We start from the raw sequence: 21,079 nt of genomic DNA on the forward strand, positions 1-21,079 counted from the left end.
AATGTCTGCTCTTGGTCATATGTGCCATGCCAAATGCGCAGAAGCTGTAAGCTTCGATCACACTGTTACTCGGCTAACCTTCAGTCCGCAGTTGCAGCACGCTCCATCCCACACCCATCAGTCTATCAGACACGATCATGTGAAAATAATTTATATGTAGCTAGAATATTTCCATAGTTAAATAATCAAACTCCGGTAGGGGAAGGGCTTGGTTATCTAAGTCGGGCTTCTGGCGTATTTGGCTATATGTTCCTCGAAGCCGGATTAATTTCACAAGAAGGATAGTGATTTGCGTAGTTTGTTTCTGGCTTCAGCGCTAATACTTGGGAGTTTGTATCCCGTCATGGCTCAAGATATTATCAAGGTCGATACCAATAAAGCAGTGCAAGAGACTATGGATGCTCTGGAGGCTACTGCCAGGAAAGCAGGTGCAACAATATTTGCTCGTGTTGACCATGCTGCGGGAGCTGAAAAAGTTGGCATGTCCATTCCGGCGAACCAGTTGCTGATTTTCGGTAATCCGGTACTTGGTACACCTGCGATGGAGATCGACCCACGGGCAGGCCTGTATCTGCCACTTAAAGTGCAGGTCTATGAGGATTCTGAGGGGCAGGTCTGGTTGGCTTATGAAGATCCGAAAGAAACAATGAAGGATCTGGATAATGTCGATAAGTCTCCGGTAATCGAAAAAATGCGCGGTGTTTTGGCGAAGCTGACCTCCAAGGCTGCCAAGTAGTCGAATTCGATACCAGATCAAGAATTTCAGTCTGCTCAGGGTCTTTAAAAGGGCTCTGGGCTTTTTTAAATATGGGTGGTGCTTTTTTGCGGCGTGGGGCGAGGTCCATTTTAGCCTCCTTACCCGGTTTTGAGCGCGGCAAATTGTGCGGTGATGAAGTCCGCAGGGATGCTGTGTTTTGCCTCAATTACTGTCTGTTCAAGGGCTAGGGCGATGAAGAGTAGGGTGGCGGCAAAGCCTGCCAGAATGAGCCTCTCGCAGAATTTATTGTTCTGGGGCTGCGTGGATAGATAAGCTTGTTAGTGATGCGGGTGGGGTTGGAGCTCTGCAACTGCTGGAAACATCTTGCATGCCAATGTCATTTGGTATACGACCGCATACAACAAACTTGGACCGGTTTGCCAGAGATGGTTTTGACATAGAGTTCAGGATACACCAAACATAAATCGTCTAACACAAATGCGTCGGAATAATCATGAGCTTGTACACTGACTACTTGAATGAGATTGACACTCGAAAAGCCGAGGGTTTGAACCCCAAGCCGATTGAAGATGGCGCACTTGTGAATGAGATCATTTCGCAGATTAAAGATCTCAAGAACGAACACAGAGACGGTTCCCTTAAATTCTTTATCTACAACACCTTGCCAGGCACAACCAGCGCAGCTGGCGAAAAGGCGAAGTTTTTGAAAGAGATCATTCTTGGCGACTCTGTTGTTGAGGAAATTTCTCAGTCCTTCGCTTTTGAACTGCTGTCTCACATGAAGGGTGGCCCTTCTGTTGAGGTTCTTCTTGACCTGGCGCTTAGCGATGACGCGTCTGTTGCGCAACAGGCTGCCGATGTCCTTAAAACCCAGGTGTTCCTGTATGAGGCAGACACCGAGCGTTTGAAGGCAGCTTTTGCAGCAGGTAATGCGATTGCAAAAGACATTCTGGAAAGCTACGCAAAGGCTGAGTTCTTCACAAAGCTTCCTGACGTAGACGAAGAAATCAAAGTCGTGACCTTCATCGCAGGTGAAGGCGATATCTCAACCGACCTTCTTTCTCCTGGCAATCAGGCACACTCCCGTTCTGACCGTGAACTGCACGGCAAGTGCATGATCTCACCTGAAGCGCAGGCGGAAATTCAGGAACTGCAGAAAGCAAATCCTGATGCGCGCGTGATGCTGATTGCTGAAAAAGGCACCATGGGCGTTGGCTCCTCCCGTATGTCTGGCGTAAACAACGTTGCGCTGTGGGCTGGTAAACAGGCAAGCCCATATGTTCCTTTCGTGAACATTGCGCCGATTGTTGCTGGCACCAACGGCATTTCTCCAATCTTCCTGACCACTGTTGGCGTGACCGGTGGTATCGGGCTTGACCTGAAAAACTGGGTTAAGAAACAGGACGCTGATGGCAACACCGTTCTGGATGGAAATGGTGATCCTGTTCTTGAGCAGACCTACTCAGTTGAGACTGGTAAGGTGCTCACCATCAACACTAAAACCAAGAAGCTTTATGACGGTGATAAAGAGCTGGTTGATGTTTCTTCCGCGTTCACACCTCAAAAAGTTGAGTTTATGAAAGCTGGCGGCTCCTATGCTGTTGTGTTTGGTAAAAAGCTGCAGACTTTTGCATCTGAAACACTTGGCATTGAACTGAAGTCCGCTTTTGCTCCGGCCAAAGAGATCTCTCATGAAGGTCAGGGCCTGACTGCTGTTGAGAAGATCTTCAACCGCAATGCTGTTGGCGCAACTCCGGGTGCAACTCTGCATGCTGGTTCTGACGTTCGTGTGAAAGTGAATATCGTTGGTTCTCAGGACACCACTGGTCTGATGACCTCACAGGAACTGGAGTCCATGGCGGCAACCGTCATTTCTCCAACTGTTGATGGTGCTTACCAGTCCGGTTGTCACACTGCATCTGTTTGGGATTTGAAAGCGCAGGCTAACATTCCAAAACTCATGAAGTTCATGAACAAGTTTGGCCTGATCACCGCGCGCGATCCAAAAGGCGTCTACCACGCCATGACAGACGTGATCCATAAGGTGCTGAACGACATCACCATTGACGACTGGGCGATCATTATCGGTGGCGACAGCCACACCCGTATGTCTAAGGGTGTTGCGTTTGGTGCAGATTCTGGCACCGTGGCGCTGGCACTGGCAACTGGTGAAGCCACCATGCCGATCCCTGAATCTGTGAAGGTGACTTTCAAAGGCACCATGAAAAACCACATGGATTTCCGCGATGTGGTGCATGCAACACAGTCTCAGATGCTGAAGCAGTTTGGCGATAACGTGTTCCAGGGCCGCATTATTGAGGTTCACATCGGAACTTTGCTTGCTGACCAGGCGTTCACGTTCACTGACTGGACTGCTGAGATGAAGGCAAAAGCTTCCATCTGTATCTCTCAGGATGACACTCTGGTTCAATCACTTGAGATTGCGAAGAGCCGCATTCAGATTATGATCGACAAAGGCATGGAAAATGATGCCAAAGTTCTTCAAGGCCTGATCGATAAAGCAGACAAGCGCATTGCAGAAATCAAGTCTGGCGAGAAAGCTGCGCTGACACCTGATGACAACGCGAAGTACTTTGCTGAAGTTGTTGTCGATCTGGATCAGATTGATGAACCAATGATAGCTGATCCTGACGTGAACAATGATGACGTTTCCAAGCGTTACACCCACGACACCATCCGTCCTGTTTCCTACTACGGTGGTGACAAGAAGGTTGATCTGGGCTTCGTTGGTTCCTGCATGGTGCACAAAGGCGACATGAAGATTGTTGCTCAGATGCTCAAGAACCTTGAGAAAGACGGCGGTAAGGTCGAGTTCAATGCTCCGCTTGTTGTTGCAGCGCCAACCTACAACATTATTGATGAGCTGAAGGCAGAAGGTGACTGGGAAATTTTGCAGAAGTACTCCGGTTTCGAATTCGATGATGCACTGCCAAAAGCAACAGCACGTACCGAATACGAAAACATTATGTACCTGGAGCGTCCTGGCTGTAACCTTTGCATGGGTAACCAGGAGAAGGCTGCTAAGGGGGATACCGTTCTGGCAACCTCTACCCGCCTGTTCCAGGGCCGTGTGGTAGAAGATTCCTCTGAGAAAAAGGGTGAATCCCTGCTGGCGTCCACTCCGGTTGTTGTTCTTTCCGCAATCCTCGGCAGAACTCCAAACATGGATGAGTACAAGGCAGCAGTGGAAGGCATCGACCTCACTAAGTTCGCCCCACCACTCCAGAAACCTGCTGCTGCGAAGTCAGTTCACTTCTAGGGTCTAATCGCAGGATAGCGGCCTTAGACCTAGCAGCTGGCAAACAGCACTAATTTATATTCGAATGGGCGGTACCTAACAGTACCGCCCATTTGCTTTTTTAATGTCGATGCTTTCAGAAGTTAGGTGCTCAGCCCTACTGAGCATTCAGAGTGCTTAGCGTTCAATCGACGGTTTTTGATTCCCTGAAAAGCAGAGTTTCGATACCTTGGTTTGAAAGCCGGTTGGTTTTTCCTTCTGTCATAGAAACGTAATGTAATGCTCGTTTTGCCAGCTATGTGGGGGAGGTGGGGTGTGACGGTTTTTTGACGGGGTTGCTTTGTGAGTGAGCGTCATTTCGCTGTAACAATCGCGTGTGCCTAGTACGTTAAATTTTAACAGGTACCGGGGTTGGACTCTTGATCCAGTTTGAAAGCGTTAGAAAAGAATTTGGCGCGCATGTTGCTGTCAAAGGGGCGAGTTTCATTGTTGAGAAGCCTCAGATGATCGGCATTATTGGTCGTTCTGGTGCGGGTAAATCCACGTTGCTGCGGATGATCAACAGACTTACCCCGGCAACCGATGGGCGTGTCCTTGTTGATGGTGTTGATGTGCTTGCTTTACAGGGGACGTATAAGCGCCGCTGGCAGCGTGATTGCGCGATGATCTTTCAGCAGTTCAACCTGGTTCCTCGCCTTGATGTTTTAACCAACGTTATGTTGGGGCGTTTGAATGCACACGGAACAGTTTCAAGCATGCTCAAGCTGTTCACTCGTGAAGAGCGGGTTCAGGCTCTGTTGAAACTTGAAAGACTTGGTATTGCTGAAACGGCTTTGAAAAGGGCCGAAAATCTTTCTGGTGGTCAGCAACAGCGTGTTGCGATTGCTCGTGCTCTTATGCAGGAACCGAAAATGCTTTTGGCCGATGAGCCGATTGCTTCGCTGGATCCGATGAATGCGCAGGTGGTGATGGACGCTCTTAAGGCGATCAACACGGAAGATGGCCTGACAGTTATTTGTAATCTCCATACTCTTGATACTGCTCGAAACTACTGCGACCGCGTGATTGGTATGCGCGATGGTGAGATTGTTTTTGATGGGAAACCGGATGAGCTATCGACCGCAGTGGCCCGTGAGATCTACGGTGCTGACGACAGTTTTGAGGAGGGGATGACCTCAACTTCTCTTGGTAGCGAAGGTGCAAAAATCGCTGCCCTGGAACTGGCGAAAGGTGATGCTTCGCCTGTCGTCTCTGCTGCTGAATAGCAGCGGTTTTAGATTTTTATTCTGATATTGGAGTGCTCTGATGAAAATCATTGGTAAAGTTGCTGCAGCTCTTGCTGTTAGCACGACCCTTCTTGCTGCGCCTATGGCTCTGGCTGAAGAGAAAATCACTGAATTCCGCATTGGTATTCTTGGTGGTGAAAACGAAGCGGACCGCCTTCGTTCCAATCAATGTCTGGTTGATCGCTTTGAAAAGCTGCTGGGTGTTCCGGTTAAGCTTTTCCCAGCTGCTGATTATGCTGGCACTATTGAAGGCCTGAAGGGTGGTAACCTGGATTATGCCGAGCTTGGCGCTTCCGGTTACTCCGCTGTTTATCTGTCAGCTCCTGATGCTGTTGAGCCAGTGCTGACCACCAAGCAGACAGATGGCGCAACAGGCTATTATTCTGTTTTGGTTGCTCGTGCGGATTCTGGCATTGAAACGCTGGAAGACATGAAGGGCAAGCGCATGGGCTTTGCTGACCCTAACTCCACCTCCGGTTATCTGGTTCCTTCTGTTGCGTTTGACGATATGGGCCTGAACCTGAAAGAGTACTTTGCCTCTACGCAGTTCTCTGGTGGACACGAGCAGAACGTTCTTGCTGTTTTGAATGGCGATGTTGACGGTGGCGTCACCTGGGCATCTGGCGTTGGCGAATGGGAAGAGGGCTACACCTCTGGTAATCTGCGTAAGATGGTAGATAAAGGCATGGTTGATATGTCTGATCTGGTTCAGGTCTGGCAGTCTCCGCTGATCCCTAATGGTCCGCTTGTTGTACGTAAGTCGCTTCCATCTGACGTAAAGCAGAAGGTTGTTGCCTCGTTGAAGTCCATGGTGACTGATAACACCGAGTGCTTCTACTCCGCACAGGGTGGTGAGTACGCTGACTTCGTGGAAGTGAACCACGACTTCTACAAGACCATTGTTGAAGCGCGTCGCCGTAAGATTGAAGCAAAAAAAGCTAACTAATTCTCAGAGTAATAAAGGGGCGCGGATCTGACTGCGCCCTTTCTTTATGGGGGCCGTGGTGGCTCTCATCATTTCCCTGTTTGGAGGATGTTGAAGTGGCCGCTCATCTGGCGCTTGCCGAAGCTTCCCGTCTGGCCGAGATTTCTCAGGCCTATGAGCGTGTTGCCCGGCGCCGAACGCTATATACTCTTTCTCTGCTCGGCCTTTGTGTCCTGAGCATCTTCGGTGGCTTGTTTGTTGCGGACCAAGCAAATTCTGGTGGCTTTTGGACAGGCTTGGGTAAATTCTTTGATTATCCGGCTGAGTTGTTCATTGGTGCTTATGAGGAAGGGCTGATTGGGCTCTTCGCACTTGTTCTTCAATATCTTCCGTACCTAATCGAGACCGTCAACATCGCTTTGGTCTCAACTCTTCTGGCATTTTTTCTGGGCGGGGCGCTGAGTTTTGTTGCGAGCCGTAACTTGATGAGCAATCGGCTTGCCGTTGCAGCGATGCGCCGGGTGATGGATATTTTTCGCGCGTTTCCAGAGATTGTGATTGCGCTGTTGCTGGTTCTGATTTTTGGGCCAAGTCCGGTTGCAGCTGTGATTGCGGTGACAACGCATACAATTGGTGCACTCGCCAAACAGTTTTCTGAGGTGAATGAGAACTGTGACCTGAAGGCTGCTGAAGGCATTCGCAGTGTAGGTGGCAACTGGTTAGAGCAAATTCGCTTTGGCATTCTGCCTCAGGTGCTTCCGAATTTTTTGTCTTACACGCTGCTTCGGTTGGAAGTGAACGTACGGGCCTCTGCGATCCTTGGGTTTGTCGGGGCTGGTGGTCTTGGTGCTGAGTTGAAGATGGTTGTCGATTGGAACTATGGAGCTGACATTCTTGTCATCATTTTCATGCTGGTTCTTTCAATCACGTCCATCGATTACCTCAGCGGCTGGATGCGACAAAAACTTATTGGTCAGACGGGGCAAGTTTGATGGAGCGTTCTATGACAGATATTAGTGCCTTGCGTGGGACGTCGCATCATGAAGAGCAACGGTTGGACGAGCAGTATCCCGGTGTTCTCGGGCTGGATTTGAAAAAGCGCTTGCTTGGGCCGGTGCTGTCGCTGTTGGTTGTTGTTTATTTGGCTCTCTGCTTTTTCGCGTTTGATGTTCCGGGCGTGATGGAGAAGGCTCGTGGGGACATGGCTCAACTGTTTGCACTGGATGCTTATGCCCACAAGGTGCATGCAAAGTATCAGTTCAAGAAGGCTGATCAGGGATTTGTTGTCAGTCTGGAGGGCAACAGACGGGCTATATATAAAGAGCAGCCAGATTGGATTGAGCAATCACGTGGGCAATCCTCCATTCTGCTCGGTGAAGATGGGGTGCTTCACTTTGCAGATGATGTGGTGACTTACACTCATCCAGAGTTTGGTGAGCCTTTTACATTCAAGGTTGGAGATGGGGTTCCGCAGTTTATTGGTGGAGCTGAAGCTGACTGGCTCAAGGTCTCGAAAACCCAGGTTAATGCGCGGCCCTCTTTATATACACGTATCTGGCTGACAAAGAGCAAAGTTGAGGTGCATCGCTATTTCGTTGGGTGGGAGAACTTCTGGTTTGACTTTGACAGCAAGCTGAACGGACTGAGTGCTGGTCAGCTGATGTCGCTGGCGTTCTCTTCGGAAAGACTGGATCCTGATGTTTCCAACCTGCGCTTTATGTTCAATGAGTTTTGGATGAACAGCGAGTGGCAGCATGGGGAGGTTTATTTCGCATTGCTGCAAACTCTCATCATGGCCGTGGTCGGTACCTTGATTGCGGGTATTCTAGCATTGCCGCTTGCGTTTGCTGCTGCTGCGAATGTTAATCCGGTGAGGTTGGCGCGAACAGGCGTGCGCCGGTTCTTCGATTTCCTACGCGGGGTCGATATGCTTATCTGGTCGCTCATCTTTATACGGGCGTTCGGGCTTGGGCCGCTCTCCGGGATTTTTGCGATCTTCTTTACCGATACGGGTACTTTCGGCAAGCTGTTCTCTGAGGCGATTGAGAATGCAGATAAGAAACAGGCGGAAGGCGTGCAAGCAACGGGAGCTTCTCCGGTTCAGAAATACCGGTTCGGGCTGTTTCCGCAAATCCTACCTCTCTTTATATCTCAGATGCTTTATTATCTGGAGAGCAATACACGCAGTGCCACTGTGATTGGGGCATTGGGAGCAGGGGGAATAGGCCTAAAGCTTATAGAGACTATGCGAACCAGACAGGATTGGGAGAACACTCTCTACCTGATCTTTCTGATCATTGTGGTGGTGATGATGATGGATCAACTCTCAGGATGGTTACGTCGCAAACTCATTGAAGGCCAAGCCTAGGACAAAACACTCAGTTTTATGGAGGAGGGCGGTCACTCAAGTGGCTGCCCTCTTTGTTTTTGGTAGGCAGTCAGTTGTCCTTTGCGTGAAAAATGCTCGCTGAGGTGGATTTGTCCACATCGTATAGACTGCAAAAGTTAATGCGTTTTAGGCCGATAAATCGCAGTGGGTCTATGTGAGTTTAGTTAACTTATTGATTTACATGTGTTTTTATGGGTTGTGTGGAGTCTATGTATTTAATATCAAAATTATTGATGTATTATTATTTGTTGTTGTTGTTGATGTATGCTTGCAGTCAGTTGCAGCTGACTTGGAAGGAAAAGGTTTTGAGATAATAGGTTTTTGACTGAAAAAGTGATGATTTTTGTTTGTTTTTCTTAAGTTATGCCGGTCCCGTCTCAACACCTCTCCAGCAACTCTGAATATAACAATAATTTATGGGTTTAATCTTCACTTTTGCTTTGAAATAGTTTGTTTCTAGTACGTGTTGCCGTTCTTAGTTTGGCTTACCTTCCCTGAATTCCCTGTGTTATTTGTGCCACATCGTATTTCGATGACTTTCAAACTTCATTTGAATTATTGATTAAAAGCCAAAGATCACAAATATTGATGTTGTGAACAGCGCGGGGCGCACTTACCGGTGCCCGCTGAGTAAAGTGATGTTTCAAACATTGCTTTGATCAGAATGCGCAAGTGGGGAGCCAGAGTGGTCAGGGATCGACATGTGGTCGAGCTGCTCTGGTTTTAAAGAAAGTTAGAATTATGAATTTCAAGGCTATCGCAATCGCAGCAGCTGCTGCTGCCGCTGCAACTTCCGTTCAGGCTGCTGATCTTCCAGCTGACATCGCACCAGTAGATTACGTTCGCATCAACGATGCATACGGTGCAGGTTTCTTCGTACTGCCAGGCACTGAAACTGCAATCAAAATCGGCGGCCGTGTTCGTGTTGAAGCACGCTTTACAGACCTGCTGGACGATGAAGATTACAGCAGAGAAGACAACAACCACAACTTCCGTTCCCGTGCGAACTTGCGTATTGATACCCGTACACAGTCTGAGCTGGGTCTGATCCGTACATACATGGATTTCCAGTACACTTCTAATTCCGACTCACGTGATTCTGCAGGTGTTAAACTGGACAAGGGTTATGTTCAGATTGGTGGCTTCACTTTCGGTCTTGCAACTTCTGCATTCGATCTTTGGACTGGCGAACTGGCTTCCAACCTGTTTGATCGTCACCTGGCTGATGACACTGTATGGCAGGCGTCCTATACCCACGCATTGGGTAATGGCCTGACGATTGCTGCTTCTATTGAAGACAATTCTGATCGTGAGCAGGGCGTAGACGTTGGTGCTGATGATCTGAATAAAGCAGGTAACACTCTTCCTTCCTTTGTTGCGAAGGTTCTGTTGAATCAGGGTTGGGGCTATGCTGGTCTTTCTGGTGCTGTAACCAAGGTTGATACATCAGTTGGTCGTGACTCCTCTGAAGTTGGATACGCTGTTGCCGGTGCTGTTGGTTTCAATCTTGACATGATTGCTCCTGGCGACGTGATCAACTTCCAGGCTGCTTATGCAGACGGTGCTATGGCTTATGTTGGAGCTGAAGGCGATATTGCAGACGCAGTCCTTAACACTGATGGTGATATTGAAACCAACAAAGCTTGGTCTGTTGCTGGTGGTTACATGCACAACTGGACAAGCGAGTTGTCTTCCGGTGTTGAAGCTTCTTACTTGGACGTAGAGTCCGGCGAAGAAACAATCATGGCTGACTTTAACGAAGTTGTTGTTGCCGGAACTATGGAATACCGTCCTGTTTCTGGTCTGCTGTTCTCTGCTGGTGCTGGCTGGAAGCAGAAAGACGAAGATCGTTCTTCAAAGGAAGACGCTGCTGTCTTGAACTTCCGCGTACAGCGTTCTTTCTAAGGCTGACTTAAGCCTTAGACCTTCATTGGACTTTCAATAATCCTGATTTTCCAATGACTCTCATTCCCGGTGGTGTCCAAAACCACCGGGTTCCTCTGTTTGAGGCCATGTGCATGTGGGTACTCTTGCCTATTTCTATTTTGAATTTGCATATTAAATTTTAGTTGGCATTTTAATCCCCAGTGCGTAATTTTTTGCGCGCGTTCAGGGGAATTACGTTTGTCTAGCAGTTAAATGTACCAATCTAGAAGTGCTGTGATGTTATTTATATAATATTATTCAATGGTTTAGAGGAAGTTAGAACGGCTATGATCTGTGGTGTCTGAGTTGAGTGTATCGGGTATCCACACAAGCTGGTGTGTCAAAAAAAACACACTACTTTAGCGTGGTGATGTTTCTCCCCTTTCAAACTACTAGGTTGATATTGCGATCTTCCATCTCGTCGGGCATCAATATGTCCATCGACGCGGTCGAGCCGATTGAATGCTTTGCCAAATTATGGCGAGCCTCTCTGGTTCTCGTGTCGCAGGGAAAAGAGGAAATGTGAGCTGCTCCAAACAGGTCACGCCAGTTTCTTCTTTCTATTGAGAGACATTGGAAGGTCAGGATTATGAACGTTAAAACTCTTGCACTCGCTGCAGCAGCTGCTGCCGTTGCAACTTCATCTCAGGCAGCAGATCTGCCAGTAGCAGCTGAACCGGTTGACTACGTACAGGCATGTGATGCATTTGGCGCAGGCTTCTTCAAGCTGCCAGGCAAAGACACTTGCATCAAGCTCGGCGGTCGTATTCGTGCACAGGTTGTATCTGGTAACATCTCTGACGATGAAGGTGATGAATACGAGGCTTACTCTAAAGGCTATCTATACTTCACATCCATGACCAACTCTGAAATTGGTACAATTAAGACCTATACAGAGCTGACAGCGAAATGGTCTGACGATACTACTGACGAAGAAATCGAAGCTGGTGATGTTTACGTACAGCTCGGCATGGACTACGGTTCTTTCCTGTTTGGTCGTGAATCATCTGCATTTGACGGATTCACAGGTTACACTTGGATTGGTCCTGTCGGCAACGCCTACTCTGATCAGTCTACGCTTCAGGCTTCTTTCACTGCTGACCTCGGTAACGGCGTGACTGCAACTATCTCTGCTGAAGACGCTACTTACCGTGGCGGTGAAGATAGCGGCGCAGACGTTGTTGGTGCATTGAAGATCTCTCAGGGTTGGGGTTCTTTTAAAGTAGCCGCAGCTGCTCATGACCAGGCTTCTCATGAAGGTTACGGTTACGCTGCTGGTGCAACTCTTGCGATTAACCTGGATATGCTGTCAGAGGGTGCTGAGTTCACCTTCCAGGCACAGTACGCAGACGAAGCTGGTAAGTACATCGCTGCTGACGCTGAGGAAACTGGTTACGCACTTTCCGGTGGTATCGAAGTTCCTCTTTCTGAAAAACTGACTGCTGCTCTGGACGTTTCCTACCAGGATCTGGATAACAAAGCAGATGAGAGCACTGCAGCGATCAACGGTTCTTTGGCATATAGCCCAGTTTCCGGTCTGACCTTCGCTGTTGCAGCAGGTTATGCAGATGTAGAATCTGATATTGCAAAAGACGACAAAGAAACTTCCCAGATCGGTGCACGTGTACAGTACACGTTCTAATCTGGTGTGGAAATTTGGTAGCGTAATCGCTATCTAGTTTCAGATGACCCCGGTAGCTTAAGCTGCCGGGGTTTTTGTTGATTTTGATCTGTCGGAGTTCAAGGCGCGCGCAGCAGGGCTCTACTGTTGGTTGTTATGGGTTCGGCGACGCTTTGAATGCAATTGCAGGAACGTGTGCTATGCCTGTCCTTTTTTTTGAGATTTTAAATATTTTATTTGCATTGCATGATTCTGCTACATCTTATTTTGGAGATAGAACACTCTTGAGTTTGCCTATTTCTACAGGGTGTTTATTCACATACAGATGCTTCTAAGTGCTAAAATCTCAAGGAGTCTTCTTTTTACTGGTTGCTTATTGATACTTGCATCCTTTTCTATTTGTATCTAATTGAAATACAATGGTTTTTCGGTGTATCTTGAGGGATTTTGGTGTCGCCCCGCTTGCATTAAGAGACTGGCTGAAAATGTTTGAGCATGATGAACTAGCTGGACTTACCTGAATCTCCTGTTGTAAAAAACACACACGTTAAAAGTGACAAGTAGAAATAGGCAAATATTAAAACTGATTGGGCTTGCCTAAAACTCCTAACATTGTAATTTCTCCTCACGAACCTTCAGGGGGCTTTCTCTTCAAGTAGGCACTTGAATTGTAGCGGAGGGTTCATGGGGACAGTTCAGACACGTTTGATGACGGTGTTCGCACCTGAATTGCGGTTTGATGATCTGTTTTAAATAATGTTTAAAATCCATAATCTATGGGAAGCTTGTGATGAACTTCAAGAAAATCGCTATCGCAGCAGCAGCTGCTGCAACAGCAACTCCAGCAATGGCTGCTGACCTTCCAGTAGTTGCTGAGCCAGTAAACTACGTGCAGGCATGTGACGCATTCGGTGCTGGTTACTTCCAGCTGCCAGGTCAGGACACTTGCATCCGTGTACATGGTCGCATTCGCACCAATTTCACCACTCATGACCTGACTAAAGATTACTCTACAGCTGCTAATGCTTACGACGCGTATGCTCGTGGTTATATTTACTTGGAGTCTATGACAGACACTGAGTTCGCATCGATCAAAACCTACACTGAACTGACTGCAACTTGGAACGATGACAAGAATGATGACGGTGACCAAGGCGTTGTTGGTCTGGGTAATGCATACCTTCAGCTAGGCTTTGATAACGTTTCTGTTCTCATTGGTCGTTCCGGAGGTGTATTCGATCCATTTGGCGGTTACTCTGAAATCGGAACAGTTGGTCCAGTAGCGGGCGGTGAAGATGTACTGCAGATTTCTGCAACAGCCGATCTTGGTAATGGCATCACTGCTTCTTTCGGCATCTTGGATTCTGACGCATACGGCGGTGCAACCAAAGACGCTAACTTTGAAGCTGGTTTGTCCATGACGCAAGGCATGTTCTCTGCATCTGTATTTGCAGCGGCACATGCTTACTCAAATGATGACTACGGTTTCGCTGTTGCTGGCCAGGTTGAAGCAAGCGTATCTGACAGTGTCAAAGTTGGCTTCGGTGCTGCTTATGCTGACTCTGCTTCTTCTTACATCGGTGGTACTCACAAAACAGGTGCTAGCGATGCAGATGGTGTAACTGGTTACAATCTGGTTGCTGGTCTCGAAGCTGGCCTGTCCGACAAAGTGACAGCTGCTCTTGATGTATCCTACTCTGCTCTTGATCAAGACGATGAGGACTTCAGCAAGACAACTGTAAACGGTTCTGTGGTTTACTCACCTGTAGCTGGCCTGAAGTTCGTGCTTGACGGTGGCGTAGCTCGTGATTCAGACGATGGTGAAGAAGCAAAAATCTCCACTCGCGTACAGTACTCCTTCTAAGATTTCTTAGATTGAGAGTCTCGGCGGCGGTGTCGCCGGGACTACTTTCATAAAGCCTTGATGTGATACTTGCCACAGACTTGCATGTGTAGGCGGTATAGGAAGGTACTACTTCAAGATTTTATGAGTTTTGGTTTAGCTCAAAACCTTCTAATCTATATCTGGTTGAAGTTCATATATCCTGATCTTTCAATCAGTCTCTCAGGCCCGGCGGTTCCAACCCGCCGGGCTTTCCCATTTGTGCGCGATACTTAAGTTTTCAATGAGTATTACGCCATGGTGACCTCCCAAGCTGTGAAATTTTGCTCAGTTGAACTTCCTGCCCGTTTCGATTGGGTGAGATAATCCTGCCCAATCCATAGTAATTGCGAAAATTGAACCTTGGCGTAATTGTCTAGTTGCACAGGGGTAGTCATTGCAGCTGATTTTGATCACTGCATTTGTGGGCATTGGGCTACTCCGAGTGACGGATGGAGGTTCAATACTATGACGAAGAAGCTGATATTCCTGCCGGTCTTGCTGTCATTCGGAGTTACAGCACAGGCTACAGACTTGCCTAAACCTGTTTTTGAGGCTGAGCCTGAGCCGCTCAATCTGGTGGAACCCTTAGACTATGTGCAGGTTTGTGATGCGTATGGTGAGGGGTTTTTCTTTATCCCTGGTACGCAGACGTGCCTGCGCTTGAGTGGTCGGGTACGTACCGATGCGCAGTATCGACGCTTTCCCAAAAAGCCGAGTAACTGGGGCGGCGTGGTTGATGATGATCCTAAAGGGCGTGATTTGAACTCGATGCGCTTTCGTGCTCGCTCCTACATCCGCATGGATGCGCGATCAGAGACCGAGTTTGGGTTTGTTCGCACTTTTTCTGAGCTTAGAGCGACAGTGGATTCAGACACTGAACGATATGGTGACTCTCCGGAAATGGATCTGAACAAAGCTTATATTCAGTTTGGTGGCTTTACGATTGGGCGCACTGGTTCTCTGTTTGACTTCTTTACGGGCGCTACCTTTGGCTCTGTGCATCGCGATTGGTCGGACACCAACTCCTGGGCCGCAGCTTACACGGAAGTGTTTGATGGTGGTGTTTCCGTTACCGTTTCTATTGAGGATCCTGTTTACCGTGCGCATGGCGTGTTTACGGGTGTTGCGAGCGAAAACGGAAAGGCTGGGAACAAGGCGCCTGATGCTGTAGCGGCCTTCCGGATGGATGGTGACTGGGGCAGTGCGAAGCTCGCGGCGGCTGTGACGAACATCAGACCAGACGCAGCTTATGTGCCTGGTGAAGTTGGATGGGCGTTGGGGGCAGGGGCGATTATTAACCTCCCTCAGATGGGTAATCAGGATGCTATGGCTCTGCAGTTCCAGTATGGAAACGGTGCAGTTTCCTATGTGGGTATTGATGACGATGAAGTTTTTGACGCTTACTACATCAACGGCGATACCAGAAAGACCGAGGCCCTATCGTTTTCAGGTGGACTTACGCACTATGTGACGCCTGAAGTGCGGACAGACTTTGATGCGAGTTACGCGGTTGTTGACACACCAACTGGCGCTGCGCTTCCTGACTTCGATCGGTTTGCTTTGGATTGGGATCTGGTCTGGTCACCTGTCAGCGGAATGGAAATGGGTGTTGACCTTGGCTATGCACGAACATCGCCGGAGGATGAAAAAGACTTTGATGAGGCTAGTGCGCTCTTCAGAGTTCAGAGAACCTTCTAAGACATTAAGTTTTTTGAAGAACTTGGGAGTTGGGTCTGATGAGCCAACTCCTCCTTTTTTGCATTCGCTAAACGTGCTGTCTTATAAAATTGAGGATGCCCCTTTGGGTGGGCTGGTCCCAGAGTAGAGGCGCATGTCCTTGGTTGGGGATGACGGAAAGTTCCATTTTCTCGTGTAACTGCTGCATTTTCTTGACAGTCTCTGTTGTGAGAAGACGTGAGTTTTGTCCATGGAGTAAGAGGTGAGGAAACGGTTTTAGCGCGCTAAAAGATTGCCAGAGATCGTCTTCAGGTGCTGCTTTCTTGTCTCCACGGAGTGTATCGCCTAAGTGCTTGTCATAGCGTAATGATACGCCGTCGGAATTGGGAGCGTATAATTGATTGGCGAATGTTATCCAATCCGTTTCTGACATGGCTGTGAACGCTGTTGCATGGATGGAAGCGAGGCGCTCTGCTGCGGCTTTCATATTTGGTTGGGACATGACGGTGCCGACTGAGGCGATGATGTCGTCGAGGGCTGGTGGTTCGATGACTGGGCCTATGTCGTTGATAATGACTGACAGCAGGCGCTCTGGGTGGCGTTGGGCCATGGAGAAAGAGTGGAGGCCGCCTCGGGATGTGCCGATGAGTGCAAATTTTTCAAGTCCGAGAGCTTTGATGCCTCTGTCAATATCGTCAGCTTCCTGATCAAGACTGTAGGTCTCAAAATCCTCAGAGTGATCTGACAGGCCACGGCCACGGTAATCCATTGCGATGACGCGGTGACCATTTTCTCTTAAAAAGTTTGCTAGGTGATAGAAATCTCTTGTGTTTCTCGTCAGGCCAGAAAGGCAAATGACTGTTGGGTTGCGGGGAATATCCGGGTCCCAGATGTGTGCAGATAAGGTTAGTCCATCGCTGGCTTTCCAAGTGAAACGGGTTGCGCCCGCAACGTTTTGAAGGTCGACATCAATGTAATCTGGGGCTTGAAGCATAAGTTCCTCCCGAAATGCTTCGGTGTTTTCAGCGATTACAATGCGGTCCGGTTTAAATTCCGGCTTCTGAAGGGCGCTGCTAGACAGGTTTTCTCAGTGCGTGTGTTTGCTACTGTGAAAACTGCCTGATGAATCGCTGGATCAGTTATCCTCACCATAGGGCAGGTTTATGCACGTGTCTTGTCAAAGTTGGAGGGTGAGATGCAAGGGTGCCCAGAGGGTTTATGTTCTGTTGCTGGCAAAAAAAGCCCAGCAAAATCGCCGGGCTTTGGCTGTTTTGAACTGTATTGCAGTGGGATTAGTAGCCGCGCGTGAGATCCTGTGTGATCGTGAGAGGCTTGTTTTCCAGCTTATACCGGTAGACCTGAAGGTTTTCCGTGATGCGCTGCACGTAGTTCCTCGTTTCCCCGTAAGGGATTGATTCAACCCAATCTATTGGATCTATTTTTGGATCTCGCGGGTCACCAAAGCGCTCAATCCACTCCTTCACTTTGTTTTCACCAGCGTTGTACGCGGCGAAGGTGAGGATGTAGGAGCCACCGAACTCGTCCACCAGCTCTCCCAAAAAGGCTGCGCCGAGTGTGGCGTTGTAGGCTGGGTCAGATGTCAGGCGGGACTTCTTGTAGGAGACCCCCAGATTGCGAGCCGTGTCGCGAGCTGTCCCCGGCATGAGTTGGAGTAATCCCAATGCACCTGCGCTGCTGCGCGCTTTTGGGTTAAATGAGCTCTCTTGTCGAGCAATCGCGTAAACGACTGGTTTTTCTACACCTTTTGTGATGCGTGTTTTGCGCGGAATTGCGTTGGTCGGGTAAGCGAGCGGTGCCGCTTCGACACGTTCTGCCTGCGCCAGACGACCAACCATTGTCGCCCATTGATAGACGCCGCGAGATTCTGCCAGCTCAGTCAGAAGTCTGATTTGACCGTTTGTTGGCAGTGTCCGGGCCAGGTGCGTATAAAACAACAGTGTATCATTGTGCAGTCCGGCTTCATCCATTCGCTTTATTGCTTGTACAAGCTCGTTCTGGTTGAAGGCGGTTCGGTCTGCTGTTGTCACATCCGGAAGGGATGCCAGTGGCATTTGGTTGATGCCGAGCTTGGCGAGTGCCAGTTGTCCATAATATGCTGTTTGGAAAGCGCCTGCCTGTTTATAGTAGTCAACGGCGCCGTCTGTATCTTTCAAAGCTTCGCGGGTGCGGCCCAGCCAATAGTAGGCGCGGGACAGCGTTTGTGCTGTTTTTCCGAGTTTGGCAATACGTTTGAAATGGGGCTCAGCCAGGCGCGGGTCACCCACATAGCGCAGGGCAAACCAGCCGGCATGGAACTCGGCCTCGACGATCATGCCCGGAGATTCCGCTGCGTGGTGGGCTGCTATATTGTAGGCGAGGCGCGGCTTGCCAGCCTCTATCATCTCGCGGGAAATGTCACGGCGTTGCTTCCACCAGCTGTCACCATTGAGCAAGGCGGCCGGATCAGTTGGAGCTGCTTCCATCAGCTTTGCTGCGGTGTCGTAATCCCCTTGTAAGCGATAGTGCTGGATGAGCGCGAACTGGTAATTGCTGTCAGATTTCATAGAGCGTGGAACGCTCTTTAGCTTGCTGAGCGCATTGCCGTTTTTACGGATGCTCGCTATGCGGGCTTTGATGTATGTTTGTTCGTCTTTTGACAGTTCGGAAAGCAGGCGTTCTGCTGCGCGTGCTCTGTCACGATACAGGAGCATTTCTGCTCTGAGACGATGATCTTTTTGTCGTAGGAGACTGCCAAAAGCAGAGCGAATTGCTGCTTCTTCGGGAGCTTCGAAGACGGTTTTTTGCCAGAGTGGGCGAATGAGTTTGGCAGCTTCTGTCTTGTTGCCTTTGGCTAAGTGCGCTTTGGCAAGGACAAGTTTGCCGTCCTTTGTTTCCGGGACGGTGGAACCGAATGCTACAATGATCTGAGCGGGTGTCAGGTTGGATGCGGCGAGGGCGGCTTCTCCACGAGCACGTACGACTTTTGCTGTTGGCCAGTGTGGTGCGCTGGCTGCAAACTGGGCGATATGGGTGACCGGTGTCTTTGGGCCGCCCCGAAGCATAATGAACCAATCCGCGACGCGACGATCGAGGTTATCTGGCAAAGCATTTCGAGCGCGCAGCGCTTCGTTCAGCCGTCCGGATTTAACGTGCTGGAGAACGGTTTTAAGTGGTTCAACCGATCCTGTTGCTTGAGCTGTGCTCAATCCCTGTGGATAAGAACTTGTCAGCGCAGCAGTTGCTTCGAGTGCATTTTGCGGGCTGGAAGGGCGGGTCGAAATTGCAGTTCGCCCATTGCTGACAGGTGCTGCGGGTGCATAGCTGGACAGCTGAGAGTTCTGTGTTCCGCCTGTGCTGCCCCTGCCAATCACTGGTGGTTTGGAGCGTGGCGTGGCGGCAAGCGATCTGCTTTGAACAGCAGCATGCTGCGTGCTCAAGGCGATAGTGCGCACAACCTTTGCAGGGTTTGGAGCTGGAATAACGCTGTGATTTAAAGAGGATACAGCGGAAAATGCCGATGCGGAAACAGTCGTGGCAATGGCAAATGCACTCACACGTGTCGATACTAGAAGAAACTCACGGATACGCATAGTACTCGTCGGCCCGTCTCACCTGAGTGTTGTTTATCCGGCAAAAACGCACCGGACGGTTTAATTCCCAAAAAGTCCCTCATTCTGCTTGCCACAAACAGGGTAAATATCTGTTTAATGTTTCACTCAGGGGACCATAATACTTACAGTCGAAACTGGCCTAAATATGAGCACAAAAAAATTCCCGAATCTTATAAGAGAAGGTCTTGGTGATGTTGCCGAGATAGGCTAGATCACATTATTGTATGCCACCCCTTTGAGGGCACTGGCAAATTTTGCTCTGTATATATGTAATCCAACGAGGAACCTGAGATGTTTAGAGGATCAATTCCAGCACTTGTCACACCTTTCAAGGATGGCAAAGTGGATGAGAAGGCCTTCCAGGAATTCGTGGATTGGCAGATAAAACAGGGCTCCCACGGGCTTGTGCCTGTGGGAACAACCGGAGAAAGCCCAACTCTTTCCTTTGCTGAGCACAAGCGTGTCGTGCAGATGGCAGTTGAGGTTTCTGCTGGCCGCGTCCCTGTTATGGCAGGTGCTGGCTCCAACAATCCGGTTGAAGCAATCGAATTTGCGCAGCACGCTCAGGAAGTGGGGGCAGATGCGATTTTGTCCGTTACGCCATATTACAACAAGCCTAATCAGGCTGGTTTGAAGGGCCACTTTAAGGCGATTGCTGCTTCTGTAGATCTTCCGATCTACATCTACAACATTCCGGGCCGTTCCATCATTGATATGGAAAGCCAGACGATGGCTGATCTGTTTCATGAAGTGGACAACATTGTCGGTGTAAAAGATGCGACGGCAAACCTTGCGCGCGCTTCTGAGCAACGCCATTTATGTGGTCATGACTTCATTCAGCTTTCTGGTGAAGATATCACTGCACTTGGCTTTAATGCTCATGGTGGTCAGGGCTGTATTTCTGTGACAGCAAACATTGCGCCTGCGCTGTGTTCTCAGTTTCAGGAAGCTTGCCTTGCAGGCGACTTTGTAACTGCGCTTTCCATTCAGGATCGTCTTGCACCGCTGCACCAGGCCCTGTTCATTGAGCCAAATCCAGCTGGGCCAAAGTATGCTTTGTCTCTGCTTGGCAAAATGGAAAACGAGTTGCGCCTGCCTTTGGTCACAGTAAGTGAAGAAACTCAGGAAAGCATTCGTAAGGCTATGGTTCATGCAGGCCTGATCAATTAAACTATTGCTCCGCGCACCTAATATGAGTGTGCGCGGAGACATTTATTGAATGAAATAAGGAAAAGAAATGGCTGCCAAAAAAGGTGGCGTTCCCGGGCGCAAGGTTGTTGCGGATAACCGGAAGGCCCGTTTTAACTACGAAATTGAAGATGTGTTTGAGGCTGGTATTGAGCTGAGGGGCACTGAAGTAAAGTCTCTTCGCCAAGGCAAAAGCAATATTGCTGAAAGCTATGCTGCTGAATATCGGGGGGAGATGATGGTCTACAACGTCTACATCCCTGAATATACGCAGGGTAACCGCTTTAACCATGAACCTCGCCGTCCTCGAAAACTGCTGATGCATCGCCGCGAGTTGAACAAGCTGTTTGCTGCCGTTCAAAAAGAAGGCAAGACCATCGTGCCCCTGAAGATCTACTTTAATGAAGATGGGCGGGCAAAGATGGAAGTCGCTTTGGGCCGTGGTAAAAAAGCTCACGATAAGCGCCAGACCGAAAAAACACGCGACTGGAACCGCGAAAAGCAACGCTTGCTTAAGAACGGCTAGAGCATCTCACATCGCTGGTGATGCTCCAGCTTTTTGCCTTACGCTTATCTTAACCTGAAAATCGATTG

14 protein-coding genes are annotated in these 21,079 nt (G+C 49.1%); 12 read left to right on the forward strand and 2 right to left on the reverse strand.

All coding sequences use genetic code 11. The features are described from left to right. Positions 1–343 precede the first annotated feature (343 nt). The 10 genes from PsAD5_RS07120 (at position 344) to PsAD5_RS07165 (ending at position 15,707) form a co-directional block, all read left to right on the forward strand. Positions 344–736, forward strand: coding sequence for a DUF302 domain-containing protein (locus PsAD5_RS07120; protein WP_063291594.1), 393 nt, complete (start codon positions 344–346; stop codon positions 734–736). 475 nt (positions 737–1,211) lie between these two features. Continuing rightward, on the forward strand, positions 1,212–3,998 hold the full coding sequence (locus tag PsAD5_RS07125) for a bifunctional aconitate hydratase 2/2-methylisocitrate dehydratase (RefSeq protein WP_063291595.1): 2,787 nt from the start codon (positions 1,212–1,214) through the stop codon (positions 3,996–3,998). Positions 3,999–4,396: 398 nt separating this feature from the next. Beyond that, the gene (gene phnC / locus PsAD5_RS07130; protein WP_063291596.1) at positions 4,397–5,242 is read left to right on the forward strand and encodes a phosphonate ABC transporter ATP-binding protein; all 846 of its coding nucleotides are present in this window, start codon (positions 4,397–4,399) and stop codon (positions 5,240–5,242) included. Positions 5,243–5,282: 40 nt separating this feature from the next. Continuing rightward, complete coding sequence (gene phnD, locus PsAD5_RS07135) at positions 5,283–6,209, forward strand: phosphonate ABC transporter substrate-binding protein (protein WP_063289228.1); 927 nt, start codon at positions 5,283–5,285, stop codon at positions 6,207–6,209. Positions 6,210–6,304: 95 nt separating this feature from the next. Beyond that, positions 6,305–7,180 (forward strand): phosphonate ABC transporter, permease protein PhnE, encoded by an 876-nt coding sequence (gene phnE, locus PsAD5_RS07140; protein WP_063291627.1) that lies wholly within the window; start codon positions 6,305–6,307, stop codon positions 7,178–7,180. A gap of 11 nt (positions 7,181–7,191) precedes the next feature. Next, positions 7,192–8,556 carry a phosphonate ABC transporter, permease protein PhnE gene (gene phnE, locus PsAD5_RS07145; RefSeq protein WP_063291628.1) on the forward strand — a complete coding sequence of 455 codons (1,365 nt, stop codon included), beginning with the start codon at positions 7,192–7,194 and terminating at the stop codon, positions 8,554–8,556. A gap of 762 nt (positions 8,557–9,318) precedes the next feature. Continuing rightward, positions 9,319–10,482 carry a porin gene (locus PsAD5_RS07150; RefSeq protein WP_063291597.1) on the forward strand — a complete coding sequence of 388 codons (1,164 nt, stop codon included), beginning with the start codon at positions 9,319–9,321 and terminating at the stop codon, positions 10,480–10,482. A 610-nt stretch (positions 10,483–11,092) separates the two neighbouring features. Beyond that, positions 11,093–12,145: a porin gene (locus tag PsAD5_RS07155; protein ID WP_063291598.1), complete on the forward strand. Its 1,053-nt coding sequence runs from the start codon at positions 11,093–11,095 to the stop codon at positions 12,143–12,145. Between the two features lie 769 nt (positions 12,146–12,914). Then, a complete protein-coding gene (locus PsAD5_RS07160; RefSeq protein ID WP_063291599.1) occupies positions 12,915–13,988 on the forward strand; it encodes a porin in 1,074 nt (357 codons plus the stop codon). 486 nt (positions 13,989–14,474) lie between these two features. Continuing rightward, positions 14,475–15,707: a porin gene (locus PsAD5_RS07165; RefSeq protein ID WP_063291600.1), complete on the forward strand. Its 1,233-nt coding sequence runs from the start codon at positions 14,475–14,477 to the stop codon at positions 15,705–15,707. A gap of 67 nt (positions 15,708–15,774) precedes the next feature. Here PsAD5_RS07165 and PsAD5_RS07170 read toward each other — a convergent pair whose 3' ends face one another. Next, positions 15,775–16,680, reverse strand: coding sequence for an alpha/beta fold hydrolase (locus PsAD5_RS07170; RefSeq protein WP_063291601.1), 906 nt, complete (start codon positions 16,678–16,680; stop codon positions 15,775–15,777). 298 nt (positions 16,681–16,978) lie between these two features. Continuing rightward, positions 16,979–19,276 carry a lytic transglycosylase domain-containing protein gene (locus PsAD5_RS07175; protein ID WP_063291602.1) on the reverse strand — a complete coding sequence of 766 codons (2,298 nt, stop codon included), beginning with the start codon at positions 19,274–19,276 and terminating at the stop codon, positions 16,979–16,981. 312 nt (positions 19,277–19,588) lie between these two features. Here PsAD5_RS07175 and dapA point away from each other — a divergent pair, with 312 nt between their 5' ends. Together dapA and smpB are read left to right on the forward strand one after the other, a co-directional pair. Beyond that, positions 19,589–20,467 (forward strand): 4-hydroxy-tetrahydrodipicolinate synthase, encoded by an 879-nt coding sequence (gene dapA / locus PsAD5_RS07180; protein ID WP_057464270.1) that lies wholly within the window; start codon positions 19,589–19,591, stop codon positions 20,465–20,467. A 67-nt stretch (positions 20,468–20,534) separates the two neighbouring features. After that, positions 20,535–21,011 carry an SsrA-binding protein SmpB gene (gene smpB, locus PsAD5_RS07185; protein ID WP_057464271.1) on the forward strand — a complete coding sequence of 159 codons (477 nt, stop codon included), beginning with the start codon at positions 20,535–20,537 and terminating at the stop codon, positions 21,009–21,011. Positions 21,012–21,079: the final 68 nt, after the last annotated feature.

Origin of the sequence: Pseudovibrio sp. Ad5 (assembly GCF_001623095.1) — a bacterium.
In the GTDB taxonomy this organism is placed as follows: Bacteria; Pseudomonadota; Alphaproteobacteria; order Rhizobiales; family Stappiaceae; genus Pseudovibrio.

What these genes read in the sequence shown, in the direction of transcription:
- PsAD5_RS07165 (WP_063291600.1), top strand. Translation starts at nt 14,475, where the DNA reads ATGACGAAGAAGCTGATATTCCTGCCGGTCTTGCTGTCATTCGGAGTT.
- phnD (WP_063289228.1), top strand. Translation starts at nt 5,283, where the DNA reads ATGAAAATCATTGGTAAAGTTGCTGCAGCTCTTGCTGTTAGCACGACC.
- PsAD5_RS07125 (WP_063291595.1), top strand. Translation starts at nt 1,212, where the DNA reads ATGAGCTTGTACACTGACTACTTGAATGAGATTGACACTCGAAAAGCC.
- PsAD5_RS07155 (WP_063291598.1), top strand. Translation starts at nt 11,093, where the DNA reads ATGAACGTTAAAACTCTTGCACTCGCTGCAGCAGCTGCTGCCGTTGCA.
- PsAD5_RS07150 (WP_063291597.1), top strand. Translation starts at nt 9,319, where the DNA reads ATGAATTTCAAGGCTATCGCAATCGCAGCAGCTGCTGCTGCCGCTGCA.
- PsAD5_RS07175 (WP_063291602.1), bottom strand. Translation starts at nt 19,276, where the DNA reads ATGCGTATCCGTGAGTTTCTTCTAGTATCGACACGTGTGAGTGCATTT.
- phnE (WP_063291628.1), top strand. Translation starts at nt 7,192, where the DNA reads ATGACAGATATTAGTGCCTTGCGTGGGACGTCGCATCATGAAGAGCAA.
- PsAD5_RS07160 (WP_063291599.1), top strand. Translation starts at nt 12,915, where the DNA reads ATGAACTTCAAGAAAATCGCTATCGCAGCAGCAGCTGCTGCAACAGCA.
- dapA (WP_057464270.1), top strand. Translation starts at nt 19,589, where the DNA reads ATGTTTAGAGGATCAATTCCAGCACTTGTCACACCTTTCAAGGATGGC.
- PsAD5_RS07170 (WP_063291601.1), bottom strand. Translation starts at nt 16,680, where the DNA reads ATGCTTCAAGCCCCAGATTACATTGATGTCGACCTTCAAAACGTTGCG.
- PsAD5_RS07120 (WP_063291594.1), top strand. Translation starts at nt 344, where the DNA reads ATGGCTCAAGATATTATCAAGGTCGATACCAATAAAGCAGTGCAAGAG.
- smpB (WP_057464271.1), top strand. Translation starts at nt 20,535, where the DNA reads ATGGCTGCCAAAAAAGGTGGCGTTCCCGGGCGCAAGGTTGTTGCGGAT.